The organism is Kitasatospora sp. NPDC057500, assembly GCF_042802195.1.
Classification (GTDB): domain Bacteria; phylum Actinomycetota; class Actinomycetes; order Streptomycetales; family Streptomycetaceae; genus Kitasatospora.
Map to the genome: position 1 here is coordinate 1 of NZ_JBHVER010000076.1, position 12,409 is coordinate 12,409.

At 75.5% G+C, this 12,409-nt stretch carries 9 protein-coding genes; 5 read left to right on the forward strand and 4 right to left on the reverse strand.

Annotated elements, in window-relative coordinates; all coding sequences use genetic code 11:
- Positions 1 to 33 precede the first annotated feature (33 nt).
- Both ACFU74_RS18140 and ACFU74_RS18145 read right to left on the reverse strand, forming a co-directional pair.
- On the reverse strand, positions 34 to 2,154 hold the full coding sequence (locus ACFU74_RS18140) for a HelD family protein (RefSeq protein ID WP_380757722.1): 2,121 nt from the start codon (positions 2,152 to 2,154) through the stop codon (positions 34 to 36).
- Between the two features lie 217 nt (positions 2,155 to 2,371).
- A complete protein-coding gene (locus ACFU74_RS18145; RefSeq protein ID WP_380757724.1) occupies positions 2,372 to 3,019 on the reverse strand; it encodes an RDD family protein in 648 nt (215 codons plus the stop codon).
- 200 nt (positions 3,020 to 3,219) lie between these two features.
- Between ACFU74_RS18145 and ACFU74_RS18150 the strand changes: the two genes are divergently transcribed.
- On the forward strand, positions 3,220 to 3,693 hold the full coding sequence (locus ACFU74_RS18150; protein ID WP_380757726.1) for a GreA/GreB family elongation factor: 474 nt from the start codon (positions 3,220 to 3,222) through the stop codon (positions 3,691 to 3,693).
- A 36-nt stretch (positions 3,694 to 3,729) separates the two neighbouring features.
- Here ACFU74_RS18150 and ACFU74_RS18155 read toward each other — a convergent pair whose 3' ends face one another.
- Together ACFU74_RS18155 and ACFU74_RS18160 are read right to left on the reverse strand one after the other, a co-directional pair.
- Positions 3,730 to 4,398 (reverse strand): hypothetical protein, encoded by a 669-nt coding sequence (locus ACFU74_RS18155; RefSeq protein ID WP_380757728.1) that lies wholly within the window; start codon positions 4,396 to 4,398, stop codon positions 3,730 to 3,732.
- Between the two features lie 125 nt (positions 4,399 to 4,523).
- Complete coding sequence (locus tag ACFU74_RS18160) at positions 4,524 to 6,575, reverse strand: stealth family protein (protein WP_380757730.1); 2,052 nt, start codon at positions 6,573 to 6,575, stop codon at positions 4,524 to 4,526.
- Positions 6,576 to 7,130: 555 nt separating this feature from the next.
- Here ACFU74_RS18160 and ACFU74_RS18165 point away from each other — a divergent pair.
- The 4 genes from ACFU74_RS18165 to ACFU74_RS18180 all read left to right on the forward strand — a co-directional run bounded on the left by ACFU74_RS18165 (position 7,131) and on the right by ACFU74_RS18180 (position 12,401).
- Entirely contained in the window at positions 7,131 to 9,851 is a 2,721-nt protein-coding gene (locus ACFU74_RS18165; RefSeq protein WP_380757732.1) for a M4 family metallopeptidase, read from the forward strand.
- Positions 9,852 to 10,151: 300 nt separating this feature from the next.
- On the forward strand, positions 10,152 to 10,997 hold the full coding sequence (locus ACFU74_RS18170) for a hypothetical protein (RefSeq protein ID WP_380757734.1): 846 nt from the start codon (positions 10,152 to 10,154) through the stop codon (positions 10,995 to 10,997).
- 73 nt (positions 10,998 to 11,070) lie between these two features.
- Positions 11,071 to 11,268, forward strand: coding sequence for a hypothetical protein (locus ACFU74_RS18175; protein ID WP_380757736.1), 198 nt, complete (start codon positions 11,071 to 11,073; stop codon positions 11,266 to 11,268).
- A gap of 191 nt (positions 11,269 to 11,459) precedes the next feature.
- Positions 11,460 to 12,401 carry a SigB/SigF/SigG family RNA polymerase sigma factor gene (locus tag ACFU74_RS18180; protein WP_380757738.1) on the forward strand — a complete coding sequence of 314 codons (942 nt, stop codon included), beginning with the start codon at positions 11,460 to 11,462 and terminating at the stop codon, positions 12,399 to 12,401.
- Positions 12,402 to 12,409: the final 8 nt, after the last annotated feature.

A 12,409-nucleotide genomic window follows, 5' to 3' on the forward strand; every position in this document is an offset into this window, starting at 1 on the left:
GGGACGGCCCGCCGCCCGGGACCGTCCGGGGCTTCAGCCCTCCCGCACGAGGACCGTGCACAGCCGCTTGGTCGCCCGGGTGAGCGCGACGTAGAGGTCGCGCTCGCCGCCGGGGCGGGCGGCGGTGATGCCGTCGGGGTCGACGACCACGGCGGTGTCGAACTCCAGGCCCCGGGCCTCCGAGGCCGGCACCAGACGGGACAGCTCCGCCACCCCGGCCGCCGTCAGCGCGCCGACCGACGCGTCCGGGCAGACCACGCCGATCAGCTCGCCGGGGTGCGCGGCCGCCTGCTCGCGCAGCTCCGTGCGCAGGACGCCGACCAGCGCGCCGGGCGACGCCTCCAGGGTGCGCGGCCGCTCGCCGTGCCGGACGGAGCTCACCGCCGGCTGGTCCGGGGCGATCCTGGTCAGCAGCTCGCGGGTGGTGGCCAGGATCTCCTCGGTGGTGCGGTAGCTGACGGTCAGGGTGCGCAGGTCGTAGCGGCCGCCGAGGTGCGGGGCCAGCGCCTCGTGCCAGCCGCGCGCGGTGGTCGCCGGACCGGCCTGGGCGAAGTCGCCGACCAGCGTCATCGACCGGCCGGGGCAGCGCCGCAGGACCATCCGCCACTGCAACGCGGTGAACTCCTGCGCCTCGTCCACCACCACGTGCCCGAACGCCCGCTCCGGCGGGCCGTCCAGCAGGCCCGCCGCCTCGTCGAGCAGCGGCAGGTCGGCGTCGGTCCACGGCGCGTCCGGGGCGCGCAGCAGCAGCGCGCGCTCCTCGGCGGTGAACCCCGGCAGCTGCGCGGCCAGCGCCCCGGGGTCGCCCAGCAGGGCCTCCACCACCGCGACGGGCGTCAGATGCGGCCACAGCTCCTCGACGGCGTGCTCGACGTGGGCGTCGTCGAGGAGCTCGGCGCGCATCGCGTCGACGTCGAACCCGGGGCCCTCGTCGGCCGGGCCCGCCTCCAGGCCCAGATGGCGCAGGTCCGCCGCCGCGACCCGGTCGAGGTCGATGCCGGTCAGCTCGGCGACCTCGGCGTCGAGCCGCGCCAGCGTCTCGGCGGCGCCCCGGGCCAGCGCGGCGGTCACCGAGTCCACCAGCAGCTCCTTGAACAGCTGCCGGGCCCGGTGGTGGGGCAGCCCGCCGGCCCGGGCGGCGTCCCGGACCCGGGCGACCTCCGCCGCCTCCAGCCGGACGTCGTCCTTCCCGACGCGCACCTCCAGGCCGCCGTCCGGTGCCTGCCGCGCGCGCACCACGTCGGCCAGCGCCGCGGCGAGCGCGGCGTCGCCCTTGAGCCGGGCCACCCCCGGCCGTTCGACGGCCGCACCGGCCGCACCGGGCGCACCGACGGCCGCACCGAGCGCGCCGCCGCCGGCCAGTTCCGCGCAGGTCGCGAGCACGACGTCGTTCTCTCCCAGCGAGGGCAGCACCTGCGAGATGTAGTCCAGGAACCGGGCGTTCGGCCCCAGCACCAGGACACCCTGCTCGGCGGCCTTCGGGAAGGCGTAGAGCACATAGGCGGCGCGGTGCAGCGCGACCACCGTCTTGCCGGTCCCGGGGCCGCCCTGGACCACCGTGACCCCCCGGTGCGAGGAGCGGACGATCGCGTCCTGCTCCGTCTGCAGCGTGGCCACCGCGGTGCCCATCCGCCCGGTGCGCCGCTCCTGGAGGGCGGCGGCGAGCGGGCCGTCGCCGACCACGTCCTCGGCGGTGGGCTCCGAGCCGTCGAGCAGCTCGTCACTGACCCCGACGACGGCGCGCTCGGCCACGCGCAGGTGCCGGCGCCGCCGCAGGCCCATCGGGTGCACCGGCGTCGCCTCGTAGAACGCGCGCGCCGCGTCCGCCCGCCAGTCGACCAGGGCCGGCAGCTCCTCCTCGTCGCGCTGCAGGCCCAGCCGGCCGATCCGCAGCGCCGTGCCGTCCGCCAGGTCGATCCGCCCGAACACCAGGCCGCCCTCGGCGCCTTCGAGCCGCCGCACCTCCCGGGCGAGCCGTTCGGCCGCCGACTGCCGCTCGTACGCCTCGCGGGCGCCGTCCGCCCGGGTCGCGAGCGTCACGGCGAGCTGCGCCCGGGTGTCGGCGAGCCGGTCGTCGAACAGGGCGACGACGGCGGCCACCTCCGCCCGCTCCAGTTCGACCTGGCGTACCACGTTCTCCTCGGCCTGAGGCACAGGAAGCGCTCCCCTCTCGGTTTCGGCCTGCCACTATGCGAGGTCGCGCGGGGAAAGTAAATGTTGACCTGCCGCCCCGAGTTGTGTCCGCGCCCGGTCTCCTCCGCGCCCGGTGCCCGGCCGTCCCCGGTGCCCGGCCGGGAACGCGGCCGACCGGACGCCCGGCCGCGCGGCGGCGGCCCGGTGCCCGGTCGGCGGGAGTCGGGTGCGAGCGGGGTCAGGACTCCTTGACCACCACCGTCTTGGCGGGCTTGTCGTGCAGCGCCTGCTGGTACGGCTTGTCCCACAGCGGCCACAGCACGTTCAGCAGCGCGAACAGCGAGCCGATGCAGTAGACGGCGTTGGGCAGCGTGTACAGCGCCGCGCGGCCCACCAGCGAGCCCTCGGCGGGCTTGCCGCCGGTCCCGAGGTCGACGACCCGCAGCTTCATGACCTTCTTGCCGACCGTCTGGCCGCCCTGGGTCACCAGCAGCAGGGCCTCGTAGCCGAACGAGAGCAGGGCCGCGAGCACGTAGTAGAGGAACGAGGCGCCGACCACGGCGTAGAGCAGCACCGTGGGCACGATCAGCACACAGGTGTCGATCAACCGGGCCACCAGGCGCTCGCCGATCGGGGCGAGCGGCCGGCCGCCGGGCTGCGGGTGCCCGTGCGGCCAGGATCCCTCCGGCGGGCCGTAGGGCTGCTGCGGGGGAGTGCCGTAGCCGGGCTGCCCGAACGGCTGCTGCTCTCCGTAGGGATGCCCGTACGGGGCCTCCTGCTTGTACGGCTGCTGGGCGCCGCCGTAGGGGTTCTGCTGCTGCTGACCGTACGGGTCGGACCCCTCGTACGGGTTCTGGCCGTGCCCCGTGGGACCGTTGGTGCTCATGGTGGCTGGCTTCCCTGCCTCGGCGATGGTGGTACGCCTGTTCTACCGACCGCCGTCGGCCACGGGAAGACGGATCGGCGGTTCGTTACCGATCGGGGGCACGGCTGTCGCCGAGCCGCGGGGACCGGACTCCGTTATGTTCGGAAAAGCCGGATTCAGCCTTCGCCGCCCACCGCGGCGGCCCGACCAGGGAGACGGCCATGACCGGTGCACCAGAACCCATCAGCGAGGCCGGCCGGAGCACGTTGGAGCGGGAGCTCGCCGACCTGCGCATCGAACGCGACGCCGTCGCCGCCACCCTGCGCGGCGGCGAGGACGTCGGCGACCGGGCCGACCAGGCCGACGAGTTGCAGCGGGCCGACCAGCTCGACCGGCTGGACGACCGGATCACCGAGGTGGAGGGGCGGCTGCGCGAGGCGGCGGCCGCCGGGGCGCCGAAGACCGAGAGCGTCGGCGTCGGCAGCACCGTGACCCTGCGCTTCGCGGACGCCGACGAGATGACCGTGCGGATCGGCGAACTCGCCGAGGAGCTGGACCCGGAGCTGGTCACCGCCGACAGTCCGCTGGGCAAGGTACTGCTCGGGCGCCGGGCCGGGGAGACCGTCGAGTACGACGCGCCGGGCGGGCGGACCACCGCGCTCGTCCTGTCGATCGGCGACGGCGAGGCGACGTAGCCCCGGCAGCGGCCTCGGCGGCTCGGCGGCAGGGCCTCAGTCGGGGCGGCCGGGGACCCAGAGCGGTACCGGGGCGCCGGGCGCCATGTGGCGGGCCGCGTGGGCGTCCAGGACGGCCAGCGCCCGGTCCCGGTCGCCGCCGGTGAGGTCCGCCAGCGCGTCGGCGGCGGTGCGGGCGCAGGCGAGGACCAGGGCCAGCAGGTCCTGGCGGCGGCAGTGCTCCCGGACGTACGCCGCGCACCGTTCGGCGACGTACGCCGTGTGGGCCTCGCGCTCGCCCTCGGCGGCCGGGTCGCCCCCGGCGGTGGCCGCGCGGACCCCGTGCCAGAGCAGGACGAACGCGGCGGGCTCGGCCGGGTGGGCCGCGTCGGCGAGCCGCGCCCACTCGCGGGCCTCCGCCGACTCCCGGCCCAGCCGCTCCAGGGCGGCCGGGCCGTCCCCGTGGTGGCGCCGCAGCACCAGCTCCGCCGCCTCGCGCACCACCGCCCGTAGGACGGCCTCGGCGGGCACCCGAAGGCCGGGCGCCGCGGGGCTGGTGAAGGCCAGCCAGGCGTCGGCGAACGCGGCCGCCCGCAGCCGTCCCAGCCAGGGCGCGGACCCGGACGCGGGCGCCGACCGTTCCTCCACGGCGAGGCGGATCAGCCCCAGTCCGATGAGGTCCGGCGCGCCCGCGTCCGGTCCCAGCCCGATCAGTTTCGTCCTCACTGCGTGCCCCCCGGTCAGCGGTCGTCACTCGTGGAGGGTCATCCCACCACAGTGAGACGCGGACGAACGAGATCGTGGCGCCGATGAGACGTACGACACGCGGGGGGCGCCGGGGCCGCCGCCGGTCAGCCCTGGTCGGAGGCCTCGTCGGCTGCTTCCCGCGCCGTCCCGCGGAGCTCGAACGGCGAGGGCGCCGGGAAGTAGGCCCGCAGGAAGTCCGTGACGGCCTGCTCCTGCTCCTCGGGCGACAGCAGGTCGCGGGTGCCGTCCGCGAGGCAGAAGTAGTCCGCCCAGCGCTCGTCGTGGAGCTGGGCGAGCCGGGCGAGGTCCTCGGTGCTGTCGGTGACGAAGTAGCCGTCGTAGAGGTGGCCCTCGACGGTGCGGGCGGTGGCGTGGCCGTAGTGGATGGCCAGGGTCACCGGCGCGAGGTCGGCGGCGGAGCGGAACGGCGAGCGGACGGTGTCGTGCAGCTCGGCCGCGAACCGCTCGGCGCTCTCGGCCAGCACGCTGCGGCGCAGCGGGTGCGGCGAGTGCTTGAGGGTGCGCGGGTAGGTCTTCCCGACGGCGGCTGCCAGCGCGCCGCGGGTGTTCTTCTGGGCGGCGACGTACACCGAGTCGCCGGACTCGGCCCCGCCGGGCGGGATGATCCGGTTGTCGGGGAAGTACCGGGGCATGCCGTTGCCGAGGAAGAAGTCCTCGGGGACGAGCGGGCGGCCGAGGAAGACGTCGTCGTTGAGGTAGAGGAAGTGCTCGGCGAGGTCCGGGACGAGGTGCAGCCGGGTCTCGATGGCGTGCGAGTTGAACACCGGGCCCGCGTCGGTGCCGGCGAACAGCTCGCGGTGCGGGACGACGGTCAGGCCCGGGTGGGCGGTGTCCAGCCAGTGCGGCGTCTGGTCGTCGGTGACCAGGTGGATCCGGCGGATCCAGGGCGCGTTGGCGGCGAGGGCGCGCAGGCAGTAGCGCAGCTCGTCGCGGTTGCGGAAGCGCTGGTCGGCGTCGCCCGCGATGCCGCTCTCGGCGACGCCGTCCTCCTCCGCGATCGGGGCGGCGGTGTGCGCGAGCCGGGCGCGGGCGGCGGCCCGGCGCTCCTGCCAGGCGGGGTCGGAGTCGTCGACCCAGGTGATCACGGCGTCGATCGGGAAGTCGACCTGCTCGGGCAGCGAGGCGGCGAAGACGTCCAGCAGCGGGTAGGGCCGGCCGCCGATCGTCGTGGTGGCGTTGGCCTCCAGCGAGGGCACCCACCAGCCGAACGGTGTCTCGTCGATCGAGGCGATGGCGCCCTCGGAGGGGGCGGCGGAGTCCCAGAACTCCAGGTCGCAGCCGGTCTCGGGGCCGTACAGCAGGGTGCCGATCACCGCCGGGCGGTAGATCCGCACGCCCTTGACCCGGTCGGCGGGCCAGACCGGTCCGGCCTGCTCCGGGGGCGTCGTGTCGCGCTGGTCCGGTCGGCCGTCCTGTCCGGCGTCGTGCTCCTCGTCGTGCCCGCCGTCGTGCCCGCCGTCCTGCTCGTCGTGGTGCGAGTCCTCCGGCGAGCCCTCCTGCGAGTCCTCCGGCGCGTCCGGTGCTTCGTACTCCAGCAGGGCGACCGCGCCGGGCAGCTGCTCCGCGAGCACGGTGGTGAGGGTGCGGCCGTGCTCCAGGAGGTCGGCGTAGACGGCCTGGCCGGCGAACGCGGCGGCCAGTGCCTCCAGCACGGCCGGCCGGTCGCCGGGGCGGATCGCCAGCCGGTGGCGGGGGTGCCGGTCGGGCACGATGCCGTGGGGGAGTCCCGCCGCCCGCAGGGCCTCGCTCACCTCGGCCAGGTTGCCGTCCCGGCGGTCGGCGGGGAGCAGCGTCCGGCGTTCCTCGGCCAGGTGCTCGCGGTGGCGCACGACGCCCGGGAGGGTGCCGAGCAGCTCCTCCTCCCGTGCGGACCGCTCCCCGCCGAGCCGCTCGTACGGCGACCGCGGGTCCTCCGGCGAGACGTCCTCGTGCCGGGCCTCCTCCTGGCCGGCGTCCTCGTACGCGGCCTCGGGAACCTCCTCGTGCGCAGCCTCGGGCGCGACCTCCTGGGGCGCGACCTCCTCCGGTGCGGCGGCGGCCGGGTCGCCGGGCGTGCCGTCGGCGGGCCGGTTGCGGCGGGCCAGCGCGGTCAGCGGCCGTATTCTGGCCGCGAGATTGGCCGGACGGATCGGCAAAGGAAACTCCAGGGGCTCTTGGTTCAGGTGTCGGGTGTTTCACGTCCCCCGAAAGCTGCCGGCCTCTGCGCCGCTCCTCCGGCTCTCTTCCTCGTCGCTGCCTGACCCGCGTGCACCCGACGGGGGCGCAGGTGGGACGGGTTTCCGGTCCGCACGAGATCGTATGCGACCAAGAGAATTCTGTGTTGAGCAATGGTAACAATCGGATGTCTGTTTGGCGCTGCGGGGCGATCACCGACGGGTTCCGTCCGTGGTGAATGGTGTGCGGTCCGACTGGCAGGGCGTCATCAATTCGCCGATTCACCGGATTTGTCACGTATTTACGGGCCGGTGACCCTTTGCCATCTCCTTGGCATGGCCAGGTCATCACTTCGAAGGCACCCTCGCTGTACCTGCATATGCAGAGCATCGACATATGACGAGAGTTGGCCTATGTTGTTCGCCAGGCGGGCGGCCGGCTCCGGTGAACGGACGAGCCGTGGGGGTGTGGGCGCCCGCCGCACAGGCGCGGTCCGGCGTGCGGCCGGACCCTCGATCTCCCGTGGGAGGACCCCAGTGCACCAACGTCTCCGTTCACCCAAGCCCCTCGGCATGGCGATCGCCGCCGTCCTGGGCCTCGGCCTGGGCGTGCCGCCCGCCGTCGCCGCGCCGGCCGCCGACGCCGACCCCGTCCCCGGGCTGGTCGCCGGGGCGGACACCGGCGCCCCGCAGCTGGTCACCGGGCTGGCCGAGCGGGCCTCCGGCGCCACTCCGGCCGACGCGGCGCTCGCCCACCTGGCCGCGCACCAGGACCGCTACCGGGTCGACCCCGCGCAACTCGTCGAGACCGGGACCGAGCGGGCCGCCGACGGCCGCCGCACCGTCAGGTTCGCCCAGCGGTACGGCGGCATCCCGGTCTTCGGTGCCGCCTACCTGGTCCACCTGGTCGGCGAGGGCGACGGGCAGCGCGTCGAGTCGGTGGGCGGCAAGTACTTCACCGGCCTCACCGCCCCGACCACGCAGAGCGTCCCGGACGAGGTGCTGCGCCGGCTCGCGCTCGGCGCGGTCGAGGAGCCGGCCGCCCGGGAGGGCGCCACGGCCGATGACCACGGCCTGGTGGTGCTGCCCGGCGGCACCGGCCGGCTGGCCCGGCACTTCACCGTGCGGGGCGCCGACCCGGCCGCCCGGGGGGCGAAGGCGCGCGAGGTGTTCGTGGACGCGACCACCGGCGGGATCGCCCTCGCGCACGACGCGCGGGCCCCCTACCGGGCCGCCGGCGAGGCCGCCGGGGCTGCCGCCGTCGCCCTCGAACCCGCCACGGGCACCGCGCCGGACGTCCACGGCAACCCCGTGCCGGTGAACCTCGGCCGCCTCCCGGACGGCACCTACCAGCTCACCGACCTCACCCGCCCCGCCGTCATCACCACCTACGACGCGGCGGGACGCGAGTACCTGGAGGTCAAGGGCGGGCCGCCCACCGGCATCCCGCCGGTGGCCTCGGCCACGCCCGACCTCCCCGCCTCGGCCGCCGCCACCGGCGCCGCCAACGCGCACGTCAACGCCGGCATCGTGTACGACTTCTACCGCGACCGGCTCGGTCGCCAGGGCATCGACGGCAAGAACGGCCCGATCGCCGCGGTGGTCAACGTCACCAGCTTCGGCGAGTCGATGCGGAACGCCGCCTGGGACGGCCGCAAGATGATCTACGGCAGCGGGGGCGACAAGGAGTTCCCGTTCGCCGTGGCGCTCGACGTGGCCGGCCACGAGATGACCCACGGCGTCGTCGAGCACACGGCCGGGCTCGTCCTGGCGGGGCAGTCCGGCGCCCTGGACGAGGCCGTCTCCGACTACTTCGGCAACGCGATCGAGGTGACCGCCCGCGGCCTGTCCATGGACGACCCGCGCGCCGCCCTGCTGGGCGAGAGCCTCTGCCGCACCGGCACCCCCGAGGCCTGCGCCGACCGCCGACTGGACGACCGCCGCACCACGGTCGACGACTACGTCGGCGTGGCGGCGGACATCGACAGCAGCGGCGTGCACCTGAACTCCACCATCATCGGCGGCGCGCTGTGGGACATCCGCCGCGGCCTCGACCCGCTGACCGCCGACCGGCTGGTCTACCGGGCGCTCAGCGAGTACCTCACCCCGCTCGACGGTTTCGTCGACGCCCGCAATGCCGTGCTCGCCGCCGGCCGTGCGATGGGCCTCAGCCGGGCCCAACTGCGCACCGTGGCCGGCGCGTTCGACGCGCACGGGATCAAGCAGGGCTGGCAGCGCCGGCTCGGCGTGGACAGCCGGGTCGTGCTGGGGGACATCCCCAGCGGGCTCGTCGCCCCGGACGTCGCCGACGGCCGCTGGGTCGCGGGCACCTCGGGCCACGGCTTCGGCGGCGTCCTCGGCGTGCTCACCGGCACCGTCGGCGGCCGGGCCGAACCCGTCGCGCTCAGCCCGCAGGACGGCCGCTCGCACGGCTGGCCCGCCACCGACGGCACCACCGCCGCCTGGGTCGCCATGGGGGCGGACGCGAACGGCGCCTGGGGCTGGGAGGTGCTGGCCCGCCCGGTCGACGGCGGCCCGCTGCGGAGCCTTCGGCGCGCTCCGGACCAGGTCCTCTCGGACGTCCGGGTCTCCGGCGGGAACGTCGCCTTCCGGGTGTACGACTTCGCCACCCGGCGCACCCGGCCCGCGCTGTCGCTGAACGGCGCCCCCGTGGTGGAGGTCCCGCTGCCCGACGGCCACGACGTGGCCGACCTCACCCTCCAGGGCGACCTGCTCGGCTGGACCGAGACCTGGACCTCCGGCGAGCGGACCGTGCACGCACCGACCGTCTACTCGATCGCCACGGGCAAGGTCGTCGCCCGGTACGTGCTGGACGGCCCCGCCGCCGCCAGGGCCGGCCAGACCCGGCTGGCCGGCGACCGGCTGCTCTGGGTGGAGCGGCCCGAGGACGGCGGCACGGGCAGCTCGATCCGCTCGGGCGCCGTGGACGGGTCCGGAGTGACCGACCTGCTGACCGGCTCCGCCGCCGACCGGCGCGACATCGTCGGCCTCACCGTCTCGGACCGGGCGGTGACCTTCGGCCACCGGTTCCCCTGGCCGGGCGGCGCCGTCCGGAACGCCGAGCTGCCGAAGCTCTGGCAGCTGCCGCTCACCGGCGGCACCCCGCAGCGGGTCTCCTGCAACCGCGGCGGCCAGTACGCGCCGGCCGCCGACCGCGGCACCCGGGTGCTCTGGCTGGACGCCACGGCGGGCCGCACCGACCTGGTCGCGCGCGAACGCGCGGCCGGCACCTGCTGACCGGAGGGCGGCTGCCCCGGGGTCCGCATCCAGGGCGCCCGACCCCGCGCCCGGACCCCGTCCGCCCTCGGTCGCCCGCCCGGCCGCTGCCTGCCCGCAGCGCCCGGGCGGGCCTTCGGCATCCCCCCACCACCGGAAGCAGGACGCGAGGGCGTGCCATGTGTCCTCCTTCGTCCCGTCGCGCGGGAGCGGCGCCCTTTCCAGGGAGCGGCGCGGTGCGCTATGCCTGTGGTAACCGAACAGGGAGGAACCCTGATGGCCACCGCCGGGAACCCCCGCACACCGGGCACGCCCACTCGGATGACCCGTTTCGACGAGATCTACGACCGGCCGGACCCGCGGCCGTACTTCGGGGTGCTGGGGGCGCTGGAGTACCGGACGCCCCACCACGCCCAGGAGGTGTTCCGCGGCCTCCTGGGGCCGGCCGGCCTCTCCGGGGCCGGGGGACCGGCCGGTGGGCCGCGGGCCACGGTCCTGGACGTCTGCTGCTCGTACGGCATCAACGCGGCCCTGCTCAACCACTCGGTCACGCTGGAGGACCTGCGCGAGCGCTACACTTCGCCGCAGGTGGCCCGGCTGACGACCGCCGAGCTGATCGAGTCGGACCGCGCGTACTACGCGGCGCGCCGCCGACCGGACGCGGTGCCCGTCGTCGGCCTCGACATCTCCGCTCCGGCCATCGCCTACGGGCGTGCGGTCGGCCTGCTCGACGAGGGGTTCGTCGAGAACCTGGAGACCGCCACGCCCAGCCCGGAGCTGTACCGGGCCACTCGCGGCACCCGGCTGATCACCCTGACCGGCGGGGCGAGCTTCCTGTCCGCCCGCACCTTCCGCCCCCTGCTGGAGGACATGGCGCAGCCGTCCTGGGTGGCCGCCTTCGTGCTGCGCACGGGCTCCTACCGGCCCATCGCCGACGGACTGGTCCCGCTGGGCCTGGTCACCGAGAAGGACACCTCCCGCACCTACCCGCAGCGGCGCTTCACCGACCCCGCGGAGCGGGACTACGCCATCGCCGCGGTGTCCGCGGCGGGCGACGACCCGCTCGGCAAGGAGACCGACGGCCACTTCCACACGGCCCTGCACCTGACGCGGCCCGCCGCCGAGGCCACCGCCCGTCCGCTGCGCACCCTGCTGCCGGGCGGCTGAGGCGGATCGCCGGTCCGGGGACCGGGCACCCGCCCGGGCGTCCGGGGACCGCAGGCACCGGTAGGCGGCGGTCATGGACGGTCCGGGGCTGTCGAGCCGGGAGCGGCGCATCCTGGCGGAGACCGAGGACGGCCTCCGGGCGGACCGGCGGCTGCGGACGATGCGGCTCGTGCTGCCGGGCGGGGCGGGCCGCCCGCTGGACGCGGCCGCACAGTTGCCGCCCACTTCGCGGAAGGTGAACCGGGGCGAACCGGCATCAATCGCCCCGTAGTGGGTACCAACACCAACGGAGCGGTCGTGGCGTACCACCGTCGGCCGTTCCGGCGCCCGTCGGGCGCCACCTGGACCGTCGCTTGAAGAAGCCGGACAGAGGTCTTCGGGAAAGAGGAGCCCCGGTACGCGCGGGCGCTTGCGCCCTACGTTCCTCGCGGCCCAGGCGTTCCCGCTCCCTGGAGAACCGCCGTGTCCGCACCGACACTCCGAACCGGCCACCGTGCCGAACCCCCGCCGGCCCCGTCGACCGCGCCCTCCGGACCCCCGGACGGGCTGCCGCCGGACCTGCCCCCGCGCCCCACCGAGGCGCAGCTGCGGGTCATGGGCAAGACCGAGGCCCGCGAGCTCAGCGACGCGCTCTTCGAGCGGCTCGCCGGGCTGCCCCGCGAGTCGCACGCCTACAGCTACGTGCGCGGGACCATCATCGAACTCAACATGCCGCTGGTGCGCTTCATCGCCGGCCGCTTCCGCCACCGCCCGGAGGACATGGACGACATCCTCCAGGTCGGCACCGTGGGGCTGATCAAGGCGGTCGACGGCTACGACCCGGCCCGCGGCGTCGAGTTCCTGACCTACGCCATCCCCACCATCGCCGGCGAGATCAAGCGGTTCTTCCGCGACACCTCCTGGCCCGTCCGCGTCCCGCGCCGGATGCAGGAGTTCTACCTGAGCGTCGCCCGCGGCTCGGACCGGCTGGAACAGCGGCTCGGCCGCCTCCCGCGCCCCGAGGAGATCGCCGAGGACCTGCACCTCACCGTCGACGAGGTCGTCGAGGGGCTCGTCGCCGGCCGGGTCTACCGGCCCAACTCGCTGGACGCGCTGCGCGACCAGGACACCGATGAGTCCGGCAGCGCGCTGCTGGACCGGCTCGGCTCCTGCGACCCCGGCATCGAGCTGGCGGAGTTCCGCACCGCCGTCCGCCCCCTGCTCGGGCAGTTGCCGCGCCGCGAGCAGGTGGTGCTCAAACTGCGCTTCTGGGAGGACCGGACGCAGTCCGAGATCGCCGAGCGGATCGGCGTCTCGCAGATGCACGTCTCACGACTGCTCTCCGCCACCCTCGCCCACCTGCGCGAGCAGTTGGAGGACCGCCAGGCGGACGCCCGGCCGACCGCTCCGACCGGACCCGGTTGACAACTCGC